Source organism: Belnapia moabensis DSM 16746 (assembly GCF_000745835.1).
Lineage (GTDB): Bacteria > Pseudomonadota > Alphaproteobacteria > Acetobacterales > Acetobacteraceae > Belnapia > Belnapia moabensis.
This window is the reverse complement of sequence record NZ_JQKB01000081.1, coordinates 1-17,531: the sequence shown is the minus strand read 5'-3', so window position 1 is coordinate 17,531 and position 17,531 is coordinate 1. Positions and strand designations below refer to the sequence as shown.

Here is a 17,531-nt window from a genome sequence, read left to right as displayed (position 1 = left end):
TGGCACAGTCCAATCAAGGCCGGTCAGCCGCAGGAGGCTCTCGACGAAGCCAGTCGTCTGGCGCAGCGCCATGCCGAACAGCACCTTCATGGTCAGGCAGGTCTGGACAGCAGCATCGCTATAGAGGGGCTGTCGGCCCCGTTTACCGGTCGGCGCGGCTTCCCAGGTCATCTCGAGATCGAGCCAGATCGTTAGCGAGCCGCGTCGCTTGAGCCCGTCGCTGTAGGCAGGCCAGTTCCTGGTCTTGTAAGTCGGCGGTGTCGGTCTGCTCATGCCGTCCAGCTATCACGCTGGATTCACGAGATGAATCCCCCTCAGGCCATTTGTGCAACAGAGCCCTTGCCGCCGCTCAGCGTGTCGTCGCCATGGCCGGCGCTGATGGTGTCGCGGCTCTGGCTGCCGACGACGAAGTTACGGCCGTCGCCGGCATTGATGTCGTCGTTGCCCTTGCCGCCGAAGATGATGTCATCGCCGCTGCCGGTGCGGACGGTGTCGTCGCCCTTCCCGAGGAAGACATGCAACGGGTTGGCGTTGCCGGCACCGTCGACATAGCTGTCGCCGCCGCGCATGGAGAGATCGAGGATCGGTATGGCGCTGTCGACATGGTAGAAGGCGTCGATGCCCCGGGGCACCTCGTCGAAGGCCAGATAGCCTCCATTGCCGCCGATGATGGATGCATAGTCTGCCATGGCTCATCTCCTTTTTGTCGGTGAGCGCTCGTGACGGGTGATCGCAGAGAACTATACAACCCAAGATTGCATTCCGGCCACTCGAAATACTTTGTTAACCGTAACAAGATGTCGCGCTGCACCAGGAAGCCTGTCCAGACATGGTCCAGGCGTTCCGGCGAAGCTTTGGACAGGCCGGGCAAAGCCGGTTAGCTTCCGCCACGGAAATCCATGGCTTGGTGGGGAAGCTTCATGCGGCGTCTGATGATCCTGGGCCTTACCCTGGCGATGCTGACCGGCTGCGCAGGCGGCGTGCCGGCCGGAGGGGAGGAGCAGACGCTGGTCGACCGGGCGACGCTCTCCGTCCAGGAGATCCTCGGCGAGGGGAATGACCGGCTGAAGGCGGCAGAGATGCTGCACCGGGCGCGCGCCGTGCTGGTCTGCCCGCGCATCTTCCGCGGCGGCTTCTTCTTTGGCGGCGAGGGCGGCGGCTGCGTGATGGTCGGGCGGGATGCAGCCGGCTCCTGGTCCTCGCCGGCCTTCTATTCGATGGGGTCGGGCAGCTTCGGCTTGCAAGCGGGCATCCAGGATCTGCAGATCCTGATGCTCATTATGAACGACCGGGCGCTGACGGCGCTGCTCGACAGCCAGCTGAAGCTGGGGGCGGATGCCTCGCTGGCCTTCGCCACCTTCGGCGGTTCGGTCGAGGGGGCGACGACGGCGGCGGCGGGGGCGGATATCGTCGCCTTCGCCCGGGCGCGCGGGCTCTATGCCGGGTTGACGCTGGAGGGGACGCTGCTCTCGGCGCGGAGCGAGTGGAACCGCTCCTACTACCGGCAGGAGGTCGGGCCGCGGCAGATCGTGGTGGCGATGCAGGCGCACAATCCGGGGGCGGACCCGCTGCGGGCGGCGCTGATGCGCTTCGATTCCAGGGGCGGCACGGCGGCGGCTCCGGCGCCGGCCGCCTATCAGCAGGCCCCGGCCTATCAGCAGCCAGCGCCGGGCACGCTCGGCAGCGGGCCGCCGCCGGTGGCGGGTGGCGGGGTGCAGCGGGCGCCGCTGCCGCCGTTGCGGTAATCCAGGACGGTCTCCGTTCGCCCTGGCCTGCGGGGGCCGTTCTGGCCCTTGGTCGCGTGAGCGACGGGCTCCGATCGGATGATGTCATCCGGTCGGGGTTTGCCCGGTGATCGCGGGTCGGTTCAGCCGCGCGCTTCGGCGAAACGGACGCCGGTGCCGCGGGGGGAGCCGACCACCTCGTCCTCGCGCATTGCGACGGCGCCGCGGAGGATCGCCATGACGGGCCAGCCGGTGCAGCGATGGCCGGCGAAGGGCGTCCAGCCGCAGGGCGAGACGATCCAGCTTTCCTCGATGGTCCGCTGCCGCTTCATGTCGACCAGGGTGAAGTCGGCGTCGTAGCCGGCGGCCAGGCGTCCCTTGCCGGTGACGCCATAGACGCGGGCGGGGCCGGCGCACATCAGGTCCACCAGGCGCGAGAGGCTGAGGCGGCCGGTGCTGACATGGTCGAGCATCAGCGGGACGATGGTCTGCACGCCCGTCAGCCCCGCCGCGCCGTCGGGCCAGGGGCGCTCCTTGGCGGCGCGGCTGTGCGGGGCGTGGTCGGAGCCGACGACATCGACCGTGCCGTCGGCGACGGCGGCCCAGGCGGCGCGGAGGTGGCGCTCGTCGCGGATAGGCGGGTTCATCACCGCGTAGCCGCCGAGGCGGTCATAGGCCTCGTCGGTCTGGGTCAGGTGGTTGAGCAGGACCTCGACCGTCGAGACGTCGCGGTAGTCGCGCAGCAGGGCGAGTTCCTCGGCGGTCGAGACGTGGAGGATGTGGGCGGGGCGGCCGGTCTTGCGGGCGAGGGTCATCAGCCGCTGCGTGCCGATGAGGGCGCAGTCGACGTCGCGCCAGACCATGTGGTTGCGGTGCGGCATGCCGCTGTGGAAGAGCGGCTTGCGCTCTTGCAGGCGGTACTCGTCCTCCGAGTGGTAGCAGATGCGGCGGCGGCCGCTGCGCATCACGGCTTCCAGCGAGGCGTCGTCCTCGACCAGGAGGTCGCCGGTGCTGCTGCCGGCGAAGACCTTCACGGCGCAGACATTGGGCTGGTGTTCGAGCGAGGCCAGCTCGGCGATGTTCTTCTTCGAGGCGCCGACATAGAGGCCGACATCGACCCAAGCGCGGCCTTCGAGGTAGCCGCGCTTCCAGTCCAGCCGCTCGCGGTCGGTGATGGAGGGGGCGGTGTTCGGCATGTCGAAGACCGCGGTCAGCCCGCCGAGGAGCGCGGCGCGGGTGCCGCTCTCCAGCGTCTCCACCGCCGGGTCGCCGGGGTCGCGGAGATGGACATGGGCGTCGATCAGGCCGGGGAGGACGTGGAGGCCGGTGCAGTCGATGGTCTCGGCGGCCTCGGCGGTGCGGAGGTCGCCCATGGCGGCGATGCGGCCGGCGCGGACGCCGATATCGGTCCCCTCCTCGCCCCAGGGGAGGACGCAGGTGCCGCCGCGCAGCACGAGGTCGAAGGCGGGCATGGGCGTCTCCTTCCGCTTGATCGGTGGGGGTTATCCCGCGATGCGGGGGAGGGGGGAAGGGGGCGATGCGCTTCGGGCGGTTTGAGGCGGGGGCGGGCTAGGCGGGGAGTAAGGGCTTGAGTTTGCTGGGGAGGGCGGCGGGGGTTTTGGAATTGAGGAATTTAGTGGACGCCCGCCGCCGGGCCGCCGCGATCAACGGTCCCGTGGCGGCGCCACGGCCGGGCCGGACATGGTCACCCGGTTCCGCACGCTGGGGCGCTCCTGCATCCGGGCGTACCAGGCCTGGAGCGCCGTGCATTCCGCCGGCACCGCCAGGTCGACCAATCCGGCGAAGATCAGGCCGCCGATGAGGGTGATGTCGGCCATCGAGAAGGCATCGCCGACGACGAAGGGCTGCGTGCGCAGGATGCCGTCGAAGTAGCGCATGCCGCGCTGGGCCTTGTCGCGCTGGCGGAGGCCCCATTCGGCATTCTGGTAGAGCTCGACATCGGGGCCGAGGCCGGGCGTCGCGTGGTGGAAGTAGACGCTGACGGCGTCGAGCACCTCCAGCTCGGCGCGCTTGCTCATCATCTGGATCAGCCCCTGCTCGCACGGCGTCCGCCCGGTGAGGGTGGGGGCGCCGTCGAGCGCATCGAGATAGACGGTGATGGCGGTGCATTCGGCGATGAAGGTGCCGTCCGCCAATTCGAGGACGGGCAGCGTGCCGGAGTAGTTCTTCGCCAGGAATTCGGGCCACTTGTGCTCGCCCTTCCAGAGATCGACGGAGACGAAGCGGATGCGCGATTGCAGGTTCTTCTCGGCCAGGGCGATCCGGACGCGGGCCGGATAGGGACCGGTGGGCCAGTCATGGATCGTCATCAGGGCGGGGCCGGAGGTCTTGGGATCGGGGGATGCCATCGTGTTTGTCTACCTGCCAGTTGGTAGGTCTGGCATATGGCTTCCAACCGCGGCCGTCAACGCCTATCTATCACTTGGTAGGTAAATGGTGGCGAGGGTTCAGGGATGAGTGCGAGCGCGAAGGAAGCCATCCTCGCCGCGGCGCGGCGGACGGCGCAGGCGCATGGCTATGGCGGGCTGAACTTCCGGGCTTTGGCCGAGGAGGTCCGCATCAAGGCGGCGAGCATCCACTACCACTTCCCGAGCAAGGCCGATCTCGGCGCCGCGGTCGTCAGGCGCTATTGGGAGGACACGGCGGCCAGCCTCGAGGCCATGGCGGCGGAGACCGCCGACCCGCTGCGCTGCCTCGGCCGCTACCCGGAGCTGTTCCGCCGCTCGCTCGAGGCCGGCAACCGCATGTGCCTCGCCAGCTTCATGGCGGCCGAGCATGACGACCTGCCGGAGGCGGTGAAGCGGGAGGTCCAGGCCTTCGCTGAGGTCAATGTGGCGTGGCTGGGCAGGCTCCTGACGGCCGCGGGCGTGGTGCCGGCCGAGCAGGGCGAGGCGCGGGCCCGCGCGATCTTCGCCGCGGTGGCAGGCGCCCAGTTGATGGCGCGGAGCCGTTCGGACCTTGGGCTCTACGATGCGCTGATCGATGGCTACCGGGCGGCGGGGCTGCTGCCGGCGTAGGAACGCCCCACGAAGCCGCTGCGCGGGCCTCTGATCGTCACTTGGAGACCCAGGCTTCGCACGGCCTTCCGCGTTGGGGCGCCGGGCAGGGAGTGGCAGTTTTCATTTCTAATACATCATGATTTGGGCGGGAATGCAAGGCTTTCCCGCGCCGGCTTCCTTGCTTTCCGTTCAGGGTCAGGAACCAAGCCGAGCGAGCCACGCTTGCGTCCGGACGTATCACCTTGGGGGAGGGACGGGCGCATGGACGCCATCGAGACCACGACGATCAGGAAGGTGATGTGGCGGCTCATGCCCTTCCTCTTCGTCTGCTACTTCGTCGCCTATCTGGACCGGGTGAATGTCGGCTTCGCCAAGCTGCAGATGAATGCGGCGCTCGGCCTCTCGGAGACGGCCTACGGGCTCGGCGCGGGGCTGTTCTTTATCTCCTACTTCCTGCTGGAGGTGCCCTCGAACCTGGCGCTCGACCGGTTCGGCGCGCGGCTCTGGATCGCCCGGATCATGGTGAGCTGGGGCATCATCTCCGGGATGTTCGCCTTCATCGGGCCGATCGCCGCGATGACCGGGCTGTCGAACGAGTGGGTGTTCTACATCCTGCGCTTCCTGCTCGGCGCGGCGGAGGCGGGCTTCTTCCCCGGCATCATCTTCTACCTGACGCTCTGGTTCCCCTCGGTCTACCGCGCCCGCGTCGTGGCGCTGTTCATGCTGGCCATTCCCTTCTCGTCGATCGTCGGCGCGCCGGTCTCGGGGGCGCTGCTGAACCTGACGGGCGGCGGGCTCGACGGCTGGCAGTGGCTGTTCATCATCGAGGCGATTCCGTCGATCCTGATGGCGGCCGGCGTCGTCTTCTACCTGACCGACCGGCCGATCCAGGCGAAGTGGCTCTCCGCCGAGGAGCGCTCCTGGCTGCAGGGGCGGCTGGATGCGGAGCACGAGCACAAGCAGAGCGCCGAGCATATCAGCATCGGCCGGGCGCTCAGCGACCCGCGGGTGCTGGCCTGCGCCTTCGTCTATTTCTGCCTGAATGCAGCGAGCTACGGCGTCTCCTTCTTCCTGCCGACGATCGTGAAGGGGTTCGGCGTCACCAACTTCCAGGCCGGGCTGCTGGCGGCGCTGCCCTTCGTCTTCGGCGCCATCGGCATGGTGCTGCTCGGCCGCAGCTCCGACCGGACGCTGAAGCGGCGGGAGCATGTGTGCTTCGCCATGGTGCTGGCGGCGGTCGGCGTGGCGGCGGCGGGGCTGGTTTCCTCGCCGGTGCTGGTGCTCGGGCTGCTCTGCCTCAGCCAGATCGGCGTCTCGGCGACGCCGCCGCTGCTCTGGCCGATCCCGAGCGCCTTCCTCACCGGCACCTCGGCGGCGGCGGGGATCGCGGCGATCAACGCCATCGGCAACCTCTCGGGTTTCGCCGGTCCCTACATGATGGGCTACCTGCGGGATGCGACGGGCGACTTCACGGCGGGGCTGCTGGTGCTCGGCGGCGTCACGCTGGTGGGCGGCATCGTCGCCATGACGCTGAAGGTCAACTCGCGGCTGGAGACGGCGGCGGCGGGCAAGTCGGCGATGGCGCATTGAGGCGGGGTTGGGGGCGCCTGGTTTCTGGCGCGCTCTCGATTTCGTGCTTGCGTCGCGTTCGTGCTGCGGTGCAACATAACCCCGGGTCGAGGGAGGAACAGGCACAGCGGAGTTATCCGATGGTTTCCTTCCTGCTTGGCGTTGCGGCGGTGACTGGCGTGAGCATCCTGACGCGCGTGGCGCTGGAGAGGCTGCTTCTCGAACCCGGCAGCGAGGCGGCTGCCGCCTCGCGGGGTGTTCTCGGCTCCTGAGGATACGGGGGAGGCGGTGGCCTCCCCCTCCCGCTCAGCCCTGCGGGGCGAGTTTGTCCTGGGTCTTCGTCTCGAAGTCGCTGGCCTCGTGCCGCTCGTGGAGCTGGCTGGAGGGCTCGCCCTGGACACGGTTGACCATGCGGCCGCGCTGCACGGCGGGGCGGGCGAGGAGCTGGTCGGCCCAGCGGTTGACGTTCTTGTATTCGTGGACGGCGAGGAATTCCGCCGCGCCGTAGAGCCAGCCCTTCACCAGCCCGCCATACCAGGGGAAGACGGCGATGTCGGCGATGGTGTAGTCCGCGCCGCCGAGATACTCGCTTTCGGCGAGGCGGCGGTCGAGCACGTCGAGCTGGCGCTTGGTCTCCATGGCGAAGCGGTCGATCGGGTATTCCATCTTGGTCGGCGCATAGGCGTAGAAATGGCCGAAGCCGCCGCCGAGATAGGGCGCGGAGCCCATCTGCCAGAACAGCCAGGAGAGGCATTCGGCGCGCTTCGCCGTCTCGGTCGGCAGGAAGGCGCCGAATTTCTCGGCGAGATGCACGAGGATCGCGCCGGACTCGAAGACGCGGATCGGCTCCGGGCCGCTGCGGTCGAGCAGGGCGGGGATCTTGGAGTTGGGGTTGATGGCGACGAAGCCGCTGCCGAACTGGTCGCCCTCGCCGATCTTGATGAGCCAGGCGTCGTATTCGGCGCCCGCATGGCCGAGGGCCAGCAGCTCCTCCAGCATGATTGTCACCTTCACGCCGTTCGGCGTGCCGAGTGAGTAGAGCTGGAGCGGGTGGCGGCCGACCGGCAGCTCCTTCTCATGGGTCGGGCCGGCGATGGGGCGGTTGATGTTGGCGAAGCGGCCGCCGCTGGCCTTGTTCCAGGACCAGACCTTGGGCGGGGTGTAGTCGGACATGATCGGGGCTCCTCTCTGATGTGCCTCGATCATGATCTTGGGCGGCGGACCGCGAAACCCAGTGGAGCGGGCCGGTCAGATATCGGCCCATTTGCCGTCCACCGTCCGGCGCGTGTGGAACAGACCGGATTCGGGCTGCACCTCGTGGACATAGAATTTCCAGTTGCCGCCGGCCCGCCGCCGGCCCCAGACGAAGGCCTGGCCGTTGTAGTCGTGGTCCGGCCCGTACTGGCAGAAGACGTAGTCGGCCGTCCCCGGGATGCCGACGAGGTTGCCCGCCTGGCGGATCATCTGCCGCTTGGTGGCGCGGTTCGCCGGGCCGACGCCGCCGCCGCCCGAGACATTGGCGTGGAAGAACCAGATGCTGCCGCCATGCGCCACGGCGGCGACGGTGCAGCCGGTCAGCGGGCCGGTGAGGGCGAAGTCGGCGGTGCCGTTCAGCGCCATGAAGGTCACGTCCGTCGCGCTCCAGGGCAGGATGCGGATGCCGGGCAGGGTGCCGCCCGGCGCCGGGACGTAGGTGACCGTCCGCTTGTTCATGACGCCGACCTGGCCGAGCGCCATGGCGCCGAAGTTCTTCGGGCCCAGCGACGTCGTCAGGTTCATGGTGACGTTGGAGTTGTGGGTGAACTGGACGGAGTTGCCGTTGGCGGGGTTGGCGACGGCGGCATGACGGGTCATGGCGGTGGCGCCGTTGCTCCAGAGCGAGCCGCCTTCGCCGCTCATCGCCATCTGGTGGACCATGAGATAGGTCTTGGGTTCGTCGACGAAGGCCTGGAACGACAGCGGCGTCTCTCCCCAATACCCGGCACTCGGCGGCAGAGGGTGCGGCGGCAGGGGAGGACCGTCAATCAGGAAGTGTGGTGGTTGCCGTTCGATCTTCCGGTGGTTGCGGCGGGCGGGGTGGTTTCGCGCCGCGACGTCCGGTCATCGCCCGCTCAGGACCTCGAAGACATCGCCCCGGACATCGCGCCGCTCGACATGGCGGCGGTGCCAGAGGGCATAGAAGAGCAGGTGCCAAGCGGCGAAGCCGCGGTGCTTCTCGCCGCCGGCATGGCGGAAGAGGGCGGCGACGCGGTCGGGGCGGGCGATCTCGGCGATGCCGGGCTGGGCGGCGACAAGAGGGCCGAGGCGGTCGCCGACGCCCTCGATCCAGGCGCCGATGGGGACGGTGAAGCCCTGCTTCGGCTTATAGGGCTCGGCGGCGGGGAAGTGGCGGGCGAGCCATTCGCGCAGCAGCCACTTGCCGCTGCCGCGCTGGACCTTCAGCGCGTCGGGGAGGCGGAAGGCGGCTGCGGCAATGCCGGGGTCGAGCAGCGGGGTGCGGCCTTCGACGCCATGCGCCATGAGGCAGCGGTCGAGCTTGATCAGCAGGTCGTTCGGCAGCCAGTCGGCGATGTCGAGCGCCTGGGCCGCCTGGAGGCGGGTGCGGCCGGGGCTGGCGGCGGCGGATTCGGCGGCGCCGGTGCCGTCGCGCCAGCCGGTGAGCGGGTCGCGGAGGATGTCGAGGCGGTCGAAGCTGCCGCGCGAGCGGGGGGCCTTGCCGCCGAGCCACCAGGGGCGCATCGCGGCGCGGTAGCGGCCATAGCCGCCGAAGATCTCGTCGCCGCCCTCGCCGGAGAGGACGACCTTCACCTCCTGCCGGGCGCGGCGGGCGAGGAACCAGGTGGGGATGATGGCGTAGTCGGCGGCCGGGTCGTCCATGGCGCCGGCGATCTCCGGCAGGTGGCGCCAGACATCGGCCTCGGTGACGGAGAGGGTGACGTGGCGGGCGCCGGCGGCGCGGGCGAGATGGGCGGCGGCGGCGCGCTCGTCGGCGGCGCCGGGGACGTCGAAGCCGGCGGTGAAGGCGAGGACCGGGCGGTCGTTGAGGCGGGCCATGAGCGCGAGGACGGCGCTGCTGTCGATGCCGCCGGAGAGGAACATGCCGTAGGGCACGTCGCTGCGCTGGTGGAGGAGGACGCTTTCCTCGAGGGCGGCATCGAGGCGGGTCAGCGCCGCCTCGGGGGCGATGTCCTCGGGGCCGCCTTCGGGTAGCGCCGCGCGGCGGTGGCGCTCGGTCACGGCGCCGTCGGAGATCACCACGGTCTCGCCGGGGAGGATGCGGCGGATGCCTTCGAAGATGGTCTCGGCGCCGGTGGTGAACTGGATCTGCAGCAGCTCGGCGCGGGCTTCGGGGCGGATGCGGGGCTCGACGAGGCCGGCGGCGATCAGCGCCTGGGGCTCGGAGGCGAAGGCGAGGCCGCCCGCGACCTCGGCCAGGTAGAGCGGCTTGATGCCGAAGGGGTCGCGGGAGAGGACGAGCTGCCGGGTGCCCCGGTCATGCAGCGCGATGGCGTACATGCCACGCAGGCGGTCGGCGAAGGCGATGCCGTCGCGGCGGAACAGGTGGAGCGGCGGCTCGCAGTCGCTGCCCGTCGAGCAGTGCAGCTGGTTCTGCTCGCGCAGCTCGCGGTAATTGTAGACTTCGCCATTGGCGACGAGGGCGGCGGCGCCGGCGAAGAGCGGCTGGTCGCCCGTCACCAGGTCGATGATCGAGAGCCGCGTATGGGCAAGGGCGACATTGCCCGAGACGTGGTGGCCGTGGCCGTCCGGGCCGCGATGGGCGAGGGCGCGGGTGAGCGCGTCGAGGGTGGCGCCGGAGGGCGTCTGGCCCAGGCGGAGGGCAAGGCCGGCGAGGCCGCACATCAGGCCATCTCCTGCGGGACGAGGGCGGTGAGGAAGGCGCGCCAGCGGGCGAGGACGGGGGCCTCGGCGTGGTGGGCGGCGTATTCGGCGCGGCCGGCGGCGGCGAGGGCGGTGGCGCGGGCGGGGTCGGCGAGCAGGGTGCGGAGGGCGGCGGCCAGGGCGGCCGGGTCCTCCTTAGGGACGAGAAGGCCGGTTTCGCCGAGGCGGATCAGCGCTGCCGGCCCTTGCGCGGCGGCGGCGACGATGGGGCGGGCGGCGGACCAGGCTTCCAGCACCACATTGCCGAGCGGCTCGTGGCGGGAGGGGCAGACCAGGACCTCGCAGGCGGCGAGCAGGGCGCCGGTGTCCTGGCGCCAGCCGAGGAAGGCGAGGCGAGGGCCGAGGCCGAGGCTGCGGGCGAGGGCTTCCAGCGCCGAGCGCTCGGGGCCTTCGCCGGCCAGCGACAGATGGGCCTCGGGGAGTTCGGCGAGGGCGCGGAGGAGGATGTCGAAGCCCTTGTTCGGGTGCAGGCGGCCAAGGGCGAGCAGACGGCGGCTGCCTGCCGGGGCTGGGAGTGCGGCGGGCGGGGCGCCGGCGAGGTCGGCGGCGAAATTCGGCACGTAGTGGGCGCGGGGGGCGGGCCAGCCGCGGGCGATGACCCAGTCGCGGATGTCCTCGGTGTTGCCGATCAGCGCATCGCAGCCGCGGTAGTATTTCAGGTCGTAATAGCCGCCCAGGCGGCCCACCAGCGGCCAGGGAGCGCCGCGGCGGCGGAGCCTGCCGGCGAAGCGGCTGGCGCGGTTGGCCCAGGAGACGACCACCTCGGGGCGGAAGCGGGCCAGCGCCGCCTTCAGCGCGGGGGCGGTGCGGAGGTCGAAGGGGCCGCCGAAGGGGAGCTGCACGGGGGCGAGGCCACCCTCCGCGAGGCGGGCGGCGCGGGCGGCATCGGTGCGGATGACGGCCAGGACGGACTCGCCGGCGCGGGCCTGGGCGAGGGTGAGGCGCTCGTAGAAGGCTTCGGCGCCGCCCATGGGGGCGCCGGCGATGATGTGGGCGATCCTCATGGCAGGGCATGCCTGGCGCGGCGCGCGGGCCGATTCAGCCCTCTACGCCTTTCGGCGCTGCGGCCATCGGGCCGCGTCATGCCAGGGCCTCGAAGCGGGCGGCGATGTCGGACCAGGAGGGGCCGGGGCCGCGGGCGAGGGCGCCGTGGTGGAGGCGGGTCCAGGTGGCGTCATCGGTGAGGAGGCGGATGGCGCTGGCGGCGAAATCCTCGTCGCCGGCGGCGATGTGGCCGGTCTCGCCCTCCGCGATGCGCTCGGGGACGGCGCCGAGGGGCGTGACCACGGCGGGGAGGCCGAGGGACCGGGCCTCGGCCAAGGCAAGGCAGAAGGTCTCGCCGGGGTCGCCGCGGTAGAGCATCACGCGCGCCTCCCGCAGGCGGGCGGCCAATGCCGGGCGGGGCAGGGGTGCGCAAAGACGGACGCCCGCGGCGGCCAGGGAGGCGGCGCGGGCGAGCACCGGGGCGGCGCGGGCGGAGAGGCGGGCATCGCCGCCATAGGTGGCGGCGCCGCCATAGAGGTGCAACTCCGCCCCCGGCACGGCCGGGTGGATTCGGGCCGTCCAGAGGTCGAGCAGCCAGTCGAGGCCGCGCAGCGGGTTGGAGGTGAAGACGGCGACGGGCGGGGGCGGCGGGCGGGGGGTGGCGGCCGCGTCGAAGGGCGGGGCGAGGGCGAGGGGGATCTCGACCGGGCGGAAGGGGAGGAACCAGGGCAGGCTCGCGCTGTGCGAGGGGCCCAGTGTGACGAGGCGCGGCCGGGCGGCGAGCAGGGGGAGGAGGTGGCGGGGCTTGCGGAGGTAGCCGCCGGGGTTGTGCAGCCAGAGCACGCGGCGGCCGGGGGGCAGGTCGCGGAACAGGCGGGGGAGGCGGTTGGCAATCACCAGGTCGGCGGGCGGGCCGCCGGGGGCAAGGGGGCGCCAGGGGAGGCCGTCGCGGGTCTCGGGCGGGTCGGTGCCGGCGCGGAGGTCGAGCGTGTGGCCGCGGGCGAGGAAGGCGGTGGCGAGCAGGGCGAAGGCGGTCTCGACGCCGCCGAGGGGGCGTTCGGCGAGGGCGGCGGGGCCGAGGCGGGGGCCTTCGGTGGCGAGGGCGATCCTCATCCGTGGGGACGCGGGCGGCCGGGCGGCGTCATCCGCGGTGCCGCTCCGGTTCCAGCCGGGCCTTGAGGTGGGCGAGCAGGGGGAAGAGGCCGGCGCAGAGGGCGATCAGCAGGCCCCAGCCGCCTTCCTTGTAGCCGCGCCGCGCCACGTAGCACTTGATGATGCGGGAGAAGCAGCGGCGGAGGTTGTCGGGCAGCGAGCCGATGTCGCCGGCGGCCAGGAGGTCGGCCGCCTTCGCCGAGGAGTAGCGGTCGAGGCGGCGGAGCATGTCGGAGATGTCGCGGTCGACCTCGTGGCGGATGCCGGCCGAGGTGATGCGCTCGCCCTCGGTTCCGGTCCAGTCGAGGCCGGGATGGACGCGCTGGGCCCGCCAGCGCTTGGCGCCGCGGCGGAAGAGGATGGGCTTCAGCGTGGTGCCGAAGCTGCCGCCCCAGCCGTGGAGAATCAGCCGCTCGCCGACGTAGTTGTCGATGCGGATGCGGTGGAAGGCGTGGGGGGAGGTGGCGATCGTCGCGCGGAAAGCGGGCCAGAGCTCGGGGGGGACGCGCTCGTCGGCGTCGATCTCGAGAACCCAGTCGCCGGTGCAGGCGGCGATGCCGGCGTTGCGGCGGTCGCCTTCGAGGGACCATTCGCCCTTAAGAACATGGGCGCCGTGGGTGCGGGCGATCTCGGCGCTGGCATCGGTGCTGCGGTCGAGGACGACGACCAGCTCGTCGGCGGGGGCGAGGCTGGCAAGGCAGGCGGGGAGGCGGGCGGCCTCGTTGCGGGCGACGACGAGGGCGGAGAGCCTCATGCGGGAAGCGGCTCGGCGAGGAGGGTTTCGGCGGCAGACAGGGCCTGGTCGAGGGTGAGGTCGGCCATGCTGTCGAGGGCGGGGCTGGAGGGCGCGATGGCCGTTGCCGTGCGGCGGCCTGCGGGGGCGTATTCGGCGACGCGGGAGGGGCCGAAGAGGCCGAGGGTGGGCGTGCCGGTGGCCGCCGAGAGGTGCATCAGCCCGCTGTCGTTGCCGACGAAGAGGGCGGCGCGGGCCAGCACCGCGGCAGCCTCGGGGAGGGCGATGCGGCCGACGAGGTCCACGGCGCGGTCGCCCAGTGCGGCGAGAACGGGAGCGGCCATCGCCGCCTCCTGCGGGCCGGGGCCGCCGAGGATGGCGGCGCGGGCGCCTTCCAGCGGCTGGCCGGGGGCGGTCAGCGCCTCGAAGAGGGCGATGAAGCGTTCGGCGGGCCAGACCTTGCGGTCCCAATTCGCGGTGGGGCCGAGGGCGATCCAGGGACCGTCGCCGGGCAGGAGAGCGGCGGCGCGGTCGCGGTCGGCGGCGCTGAACCAGGCGACGGGGAGGGGCGGCGGGTCTAGGCCCATCAGCGCGCCGAGATGGGCGAGGCGGGGGCCGGGCTGGCGGCCGCCGCGCATGACGAAGCGGCGCTTCGTCCGGAGGAGGAAGGAGAAGGCGGAGCCGCGTAGGTCGACCACGAGGTCCCAGCGCTGGGTGCCGACCTCGCGCCAGAGCTCCAGCCAGTGCAGGCGGAGGCGGCGCTTGGTCAGCACGATGGTCCAGGCGCGGCCCGGCATGCGGGCGAAGACGCCCTCGGCGGCCGGGCCGCAGGCGATGACGAACCGCGCCTGCGGGTGCTGGCGGATCAGGTGGTCGAGCAATCCGGTGGAGAGGACGGCGTCGCCGATCCGGGTCGCAGTGATGAAGAGGATGCGCACGCGGCGGGGCTTAGCACGGCTCGGGCTTGTCGCGGAGGGGCGGGGGGGCCAACTCCGTTGCATGCCGATCGCGATCCTGCCCGAGAGGGGCGTTGTGGAAGTGACGGGGGAGGACCGGGTGGCCTTCCTCCAGGGGCTCGTCTCCAATGACGTGGCCGAGGCCGGGCCGGGGCGGGCGGTCTTCGCCGCGCTGCTGACGCCGCAGGGGAAGTGGCTGGCGGATTTCTTCATCCATGCCGATGGCGAGCGGCTGCTGCTCGATTGCGAGCGGGTGCAGGCGGGGATGCTGGCGCAGCGGCTCGGGCGGTTCCGGCTGCGGTCGAAGGTCGTGCTGCGGGATCTCTCCGGCGAGATGGTGGTGGCCGTGGGCTGGGGCGGGGCGGAGATGCCGGCCGGGGCGGTGGCCGATCCACGGCTGGAGGCGGCGGGGTGGCGGCTCGTCTCGGGGGAGGCGCCGGTTGCGGATGCCTCCGCGGAGGACTGGGATGCGCATCGGCTGGCGCTCGGCCTGCCGGAGGGAAGCCGGGACCTCGTCGCGGAGCAGACGGTGCTGCTGGAGGCCGGCTTCGACGAGTTGCACGGCGTCTCCTGGAGCAAGGGCTGCTACATGGGCCAGGAGCTGACGGCGCGGACCAAGTATCGCGGGCTGCTGAAGCGGCGGCTGGTGCCGGTGGAGGTCGAGGGGCCGCTGCCGGGGCCGGGGACGCCCGTCACCGCCGAGGGGGCGGAGATGGGGGAGATGCGCTCGGGGCGCGGGAACCTCGGGATCGCGCAGCTGCGGCTGGAGGCGCTGGATGGACGGGCGCTGCGCTGCGGCGAGGCAATGCTGCGGCCGCGCCGGCCCGGCTGGATGGCGTTGCCGGGCGGGTGAGGGCGCCGCTGCTCGTCGCCGCGGCCCTGCTGCTGGGGGCGGCGGGGGAGGCGCCGGAGTTGGTGCCGCCGGTGAGGCCGGCCTGCATCTCCTCGCCCTTCGGCGCGCGGGAGGGGGCGGGGCCGAGGGCATCGCGGATGCATGGCGGGATCGATTTGCCGGCGCCGGCGGGGGCCTGGGTGATGGCTGCCGCGGCGGGGCAGGTGGCGGCGATCAGGCGGCGCGGGGCGGCAGGGCTGGAGGTGGACCTAGTCCATCCGGGCGGGTGGGTGACGCGCTATGCGCATCTCGGCGCCGTGGTGCCGGCGCTGGCTTCGGGCAAGCGCAGCGTCGCACAGGGGGAGCGGCTGGGTCGGGTCGGGCGGACCGGCATCACCTACGGAACGCATCTGCATTTCGAGCTGCTGGCCGATGGGATGCGCCAGGACCCGGCGCCGTGGCTTGGCCTGGCGCGGTGCGGGGCCGTTGCGGAGGGCGGACGGTAGCCGGAGCGTGATGGCCGGGATCGTGAGGGTCTATCGTATACGGTTTCCTTTAGGGCTGCTCGTTTCGCGTAATGAAGGAAATCTCGGATGGGCGTCGACCAGTGGCAGCGGGCGAGCATGTTCCGGCGGGGAAAGTTGCAGGAGGATGCCTCCTTCCTCGAGCCGGGTGAGGTCAGCCGACCGAGCCGCCCGCCGCCCCCGCCGCTTACCGAGAAGGAACTGCTGGAGAGCGCGCAGCGCTTCGCGCGGGCGCGGCTGAAGGAGCGGGTGGTCTCGCCGCAGATGGCGGGGCTCGGGCTCAGCGCGGCCTTGCTGGCGGCGGTGCTGGACAATCTGGGTCCGCAGGCCGGGGCGCCGGCCGATGACGATGCGGCGGGGGTGGCGCCGGAGCAGGCCGCAGCGCGCGGCGGCGGCAGCAGCGCGGGCGGGGCGGGCATCGCCATGGCCGGGGCGGAGACTGCGAGCGGGCTCGACCAGGGCGGCAGCGACGCCGGCATCGTCACCGTGCAGGGCCCGCGCGTCGCCGCCACCGTGGAGGAGCGGCCGGTGGCGCGGGGGACGACCATCATCCCCTCCAACATCCTGCGCAGCGAGGGCGATGCCTGGGCCGTGCGCGAGGCCGGGCTTTCAGCAGTAGTGATCGGCCAGGCGGGGCTGCTGGCGGAGGCGGCGTCCGGGCTCGGCTTGATGTCGGGGGGTGAGGCGCGGGCGGTCGGCGGGGTGGATGCGGCGCTGCTGATGGCGTCGCAGACCCGGGCCGTCGCCGAGGCAGGAAAGGCGGCAAAGGCCGCCGAAGGGGCCAAGGCACTGGCCCAGGGCGAGGCCAAGGCGGGGGATGCGGCGCAGTCCCAGGCGGCGCCGGGCGATACGGTGCATGTGGCGCCGGCGCGTGCGGTGACGGTGGCCGTCAGCCAGGATGTGAGCGGGCGGACGAGCCAGGCTGTCGCCGACGCGGATGACGGGGTCGTGGCCTGGGCGGCGCCGGTCACCGCCGGGCCGGCGCAGTCGGATGGGCTGATGGCTGGGCTGGCGACCGGGACGGTGGAACTGGTCGGGCTCGGGGTGGCGAAGGCGGCGGCCCCTGTGAAGGTCGCAGCGGCCGAGGCGAAGGCCGATCGTGGCGGGAGCGTCGCGGAGACGGCGCCTCATGCCAATGCGGTCGCACCGGCGGGTCATGCGGCATCGGCCCCGGTGGTGCCGGCGAAGGTCGCCGTGGTGGCGGATCATGCGGCGGCTGCGGCCCCTAGCATGGCGACCGGGGCGGGTCATGCCGGCCCGGCCGGGGCGGTGGTGACGGATGGCGTGACGGCGCTTGGCCCCAGCACTGCAGCGGTGCCGGTGGCGCTCGATCTGGTGGTGCCGGGGGTTGGGGGCGGGACGTCGGTGGCGCCGGTGGCCGGCACCGCGCTGGACGAGCTCGGTCCGGCCGTGGCTCATGCGGCGAATCCCGGGACCGGGACGGTCGGCGGAAATCAGGGCGCCTCGGTTGGCCCGGTGGTGGGGCCGGTCATCGGTGCCGTGCTGGGCGGGCTCGATCCGGCCGTGGCTCATGCTACGAAGCCGGAGACCGGGACAGTTGGCGTAGATCAAGGCGCCTTGGTTGGCCCGGCAGTGGGGCCGGTGGTCGGTGCCGTGCTAGGTGATGGGCCCGGGGTGGTCGGGCATGCGGGGCCGGCGGTGGCCGATCCTATGGTGCCGGCGGGCGGTCCGGTCGCGGAGGTGACGCCGGGCGCCGCTCCGGGCGGGCCGGTTGGCGTTACGCTGGGCGATGTGCTGAATGCGGGGCATGACACGCCGGCGGCGGTCGATCCGGTGGTGCCGGCGAATGGGCCGGTCGTGGACGTGAAGCCGGCGGTTGACCATGCCGCGCCGCATGGTCCCGTTGGCGCTGTGCTGGGCGATGTGCTTGAGACGGTCGGGCACGAGGTGCCGGCGGCGGTCGATCCGGTGGTGCCGGCGAATGGGCCGGTCGTGGACGTGAAGCCGGTGGTGGATCACGCCGCGCCGGGCGGGCCAGACGGCGCTGTCCTGGGCGATGTTCTGGGTACGGGGCACGACACGCCGGCGGTGGTCGATCCGGTGGTGCCGGTGAGCAAGCCGGTCGTGGACGTGACGCCGGTGATTGATTTCGTCACGCCGGGCGGTCCGGTCGGGC

At 72.0% G+C, this 17,531-nt stretch carries 17 protein-coding genes and 1 pseudogene; 7 read left to right on the top strand and 11 right to left on the bottom strand.

Annotated features, from left to right (window positions below):
- Both EP26_RS25720 and EP26_RS25715 read right to left on the bottom strand, forming a co-directional pair.
- A partial coding sequence (locus EP26_RS25720; RefSeq protein WP_043343021.1) for an IS5/IS1182 family transposase occupies positions 1 to 273 on the bottom strand: 273 nt, incomplete at its 3' end.
- A 41-nt stretch (positions 274 to 314) separates the two neighbouring features.
- On the bottom strand, positions 315 to 689 hold the full coding sequence (locus EP26_RS25715; protein WP_043343019.1) for a calcium-binding protein: 375 nt from the start codon (positions 687 to 689) through the stop codon (positions 315 to 317).
- Between the two features lie 231 nt (positions 690 to 920).
- On the opposite strand from EP26_RS25715, the gene EP26_RS25710 reads away from it, so the two are divergent.
- A complete protein-coding gene (locus EP26_RS25710) occupies positions 921 to 1,745 on the top strand; it encodes a lipid-binding SYLF domain-containing protein (RefSeq protein ID WP_043343018.1) in 825 nt (274 codons plus the stop codon).
- Between the two features lie 122 nt (positions 1,746 to 1,867).
- On the opposite strand, the gene EP26_RS25705 is transcribed toward EP26_RS25710, so the two are convergent.
- Together EP26_RS25705 and EP26_RS25700 are read right to left on the bottom strand one after the other, a co-directional pair.
- Positions 1,868 to 3,196: a dihydroorotase gene (locus tag EP26_RS25705; protein ID WP_043343016.1), complete on the bottom strand. Its 1,329-nt coding sequence runs from the start codon at positions 3,194 to 3,196 to the stop codon at positions 1,868 to 1,870.
- A gap of 192 nt (positions 3,197 to 3,388) precedes the next feature.
- Entirely contained in the window at positions 3,389 to 4,093 is a 705-nt protein-coding gene (locus EP26_RS25700) for a glutathione S-transferase (protein ID WP_245624519.1), read from the bottom strand.
- Positions 4,094 to 4,198: 105 nt separating this feature from the next.
- Between EP26_RS25700 and EP26_RS25695 the strand changes: the two genes are divergently transcribed.
- The 3 genes from EP26_RS25695 (at position 4,199) to EP26_RS38310 (ending at position 6,585) form a co-directional block, all read left to right on the top strand.
- The gene (locus tag EP26_RS25695; RefSeq protein WP_043343015.1) at positions 4,199 to 4,762 is read left to right on the top strand and encodes a TetR/AcrR family transcriptional regulator; all 564 of its coding nucleotides are present in this window, start codon (positions 4,199 to 4,201) and stop codon (positions 4,760 to 4,762) included.
- 243 nt (positions 4,763 to 5,005) lie between these two features.
- Positions 5,006 to 6,334: an MFS transporter gene (locus tag EP26_RS25690; RefSeq protein WP_043343013.1), complete on the top strand. Its 1,329-nt coding sequence runs from the start codon at positions 5,006 to 5,008 to the stop codon at positions 6,332 to 6,334.
- A gap of 119 nt (positions 6,335 to 6,453) precedes the next feature.
- A complete protein-coding gene (locus EP26_RS38310) occupies positions 6,454 to 6,585 on the top strand; it encodes a hypothetical protein (protein WP_281177119.1) in 132 nt (43 codons plus the stop codon).
- 34 nt (positions 6,586 to 6,619) lie between these two features.
- On the opposite strand, the gene yghU is transcribed toward EP26_RS38310, so the two are convergent.
- The 7 genes from yghU to EP26_RS25655 all read right to left on the bottom strand — a co-directional run bounded on the left by yghU (position 6,620) and on the right by EP26_RS25655 (position 14,020).
- Entirely contained in the window at positions 6,620 to 7,486 is an 867-nt protein-coding gene (gene yghU / locus EP26_RS25685) for a glutathione-dependent disulfide-bond oxidoreductase (RefSeq protein ID WP_043343012.1), read from the bottom strand.
- 75 nt (positions 7,487 to 7,561) lie between these two features.
- Entirely contained in the window at positions 7,562 to 8,230 is a 669-nt protein-coding gene (locus EP26_RS25680; RefSeq protein ID WP_043343010.1) for a hypothetical protein, read from the bottom strand.
- A gap of 183 nt (positions 8,231 to 8,413) precedes the next feature.
- A complete protein-coding gene (gene asnB, locus EP26_RS25675) occupies positions 8,414 to 10,174 on the bottom strand; it encodes an asparagine synthase (glutamine-hydrolyzing) (protein ID WP_043343009.1) in 1,761 nt (586 codons plus the stop codon).
- Positions 10,174 to 11,217: a glycosyltransferase gene (locus EP26_RS25670; RefSeq protein ID WP_043343008.1), complete on the bottom strand. Its 1,044-nt coding sequence runs from the start codon at positions 11,215 to 11,217 to the stop codon at positions 10,174 to 10,176. The genes asnB and EP26_RS25670 overlap by 1 nt, the downstream gene beginning before the upstream one ends.
- A 76-nt stretch (positions 11,218 to 11,293) precedes the next feature.
- The gene (locus EP26_RS32475) at positions 11,294 to 12,310 is read right to left on the bottom strand and encodes a glycosyltransferase (protein ID WP_052389682.1); all 1,017 of its coding nucleotides are present in this window, start codon (positions 12,308 to 12,310) and stop codon (positions 11,294 to 11,296) included.
- A gap of 28 nt (positions 12,311 to 12,338) precedes the next feature.
- A complete protein-coding gene (locus EP26_RS25660; RefSeq protein WP_043343007.1) occupies positions 12,339 to 13,103 on the bottom strand; it encodes a glycosyltransferase family 2 protein in 765 nt (254 codons plus the stop codon).
- Positions 13,100 to 14,020, bottom strand: coding sequence for a glycosyltransferase family 9 protein (locus tag EP26_RS25655; RefSeq protein WP_043343006.1), 921 nt, complete (start codon positions 14,018 to 14,020; stop codon positions 13,100 to 13,102). Before EP26_RS25655 ends, EP26_RS25660 begins: the two co-directional genes overlap by 4 nt.
- A gap of 61 nt (positions 14,021 to 14,081) precedes the next feature.
- On the opposite strand from EP26_RS25655, the gene ygfZ reads away from it, so the two are divergent.
- From ygfZ to EP26_RS32470, 3 genes and pseudogenes are all read left to right on the top strand, one after another.
- Positions 14,082 to 14,891, top strand: a complete 810-nt coding sequence (ygfZ, locus tag EP26_RS25650) for a CAF17-like 4Fe-4S cluster assembly/insertion protein YgfZ (RefSeq protein WP_043343005.1) — start codon at positions 14,082 to 14,084, stop codon at positions 14,889 to 14,891.
- The gene (locus EP26_RS38305) at positions 14,888 to 15,376 is read left to right on the top strand and encodes a M23 family metallopeptidase (protein WP_052389681.1); all 489 of its coding nucleotides are present in this window, start codon (positions 14,888 to 14,890) and stop codon (positions 15,374 to 15,376) included. Before ygfZ ends, EP26_RS38305 begins: the two co-directional genes overlap by 4 nt.
- Positions 15,377 to 15,463: 87 nt before the next feature.
- Positions 15,464 to 17,531 (top strand): annotated as a pseudogene (locus EP26_RS32470) (hypothetical protein); the annotation flags it as partial.

Bases quoted from the DNA above. Each gene is read 5' to 3' on its own strand.
- EP26_RS25715 (WP_043343019.1), bottom strand. From the start codon at position 689: ATGGCAGACTATGCATCCATCATCGGCGGCAATGGAGGCTATCTGGCC.
- EP26_RS25710 (WP_043343018.1), top strand. From the start codon at position 921: ATGCGGCGTCTGATGATCCTGGGCCTTACCCTGGCGATGCTGACCGGC.
- EP26_RS25705 (WP_043343016.1), bottom strand. From the start codon at position 3,196: ATGCCCGCCTTCGACCTCGTGCTGCGCGGCGGCACCTGCGTCCTCCCC.
- EP26_RS25700 (WP_245624519.1), bottom strand. From the start codon at position 4,093: ATGGCATCCCCCGATCCCAAGACCTCCGGCCCCGCCCTGATGACGATC.
- EP26_RS25695 (WP_043343015.1), top strand. From the start codon at position 4,199: ATGAGTGCGAGCGCGAAGGAAGCCATCCTCGCCGCGGCGCGGCGGACG.
- EP26_RS25690 (WP_043343013.1), top strand. From the start codon at position 5,006: ATGGACGCCATCGAGACCACGACGATCAGGAAGGTGATGTGGCGGCTC.
- EP26_RS38310 (WP_281177119.1), top strand. From the start codon at position 6,454: ATGGTTTCCTTCCTGCTTGGCGTTGCGGCGGTGACTGGCGTGAGCATC.
- yghU (WP_043343012.1), bottom strand. From the start codon at position 7,486: ATGTCCGACTACACCCCGCCCAAGGTCTGGTCCTGGAACAAGGCCAGC.
- EP26_RS25680 (WP_043343010.1), bottom strand. From the start codon at position 8,230: ATGGTCCACCAGATGGCGATGAGCGGCGAAGGCGGCTCGCTCTGGAGC.
- asnB (WP_043343009.1), bottom strand. From the start codon at position 10,174: ATGTGCGGCCTCGCCGGCCTTGCCCTCCGCCTGGGCCAGACGCCCTCC.
- EP26_RS25670 (WP_043343008.1), bottom strand. From the start codon at position 11,217: ATGAGGATCGCCCACATCATCGCCGGCGCCCCCATGGGCGGCGCCGAA.
- EP26_RS32475 (WP_052389682.1), bottom strand. From the start codon at position 12,310: ATGAGGATCGCCCTCGCCACCGAAGGCCCCCGCCTCGGCCCCGCCGCC.
- EP26_RS25660 (WP_043343007.1), bottom strand. From the start codon at position 13,103: ATGAGGCTCTCCGCCCTCGTCGTCGCCCGCAACGAGGCCGCCCGCCTC.
- ygfZ (WP_043343005.1), top strand. From the start codon at position 14,082: ATGCCGATCGCGATCCTGCCCGAGAGGGGCGTTGTGGAAGTGACGGGG.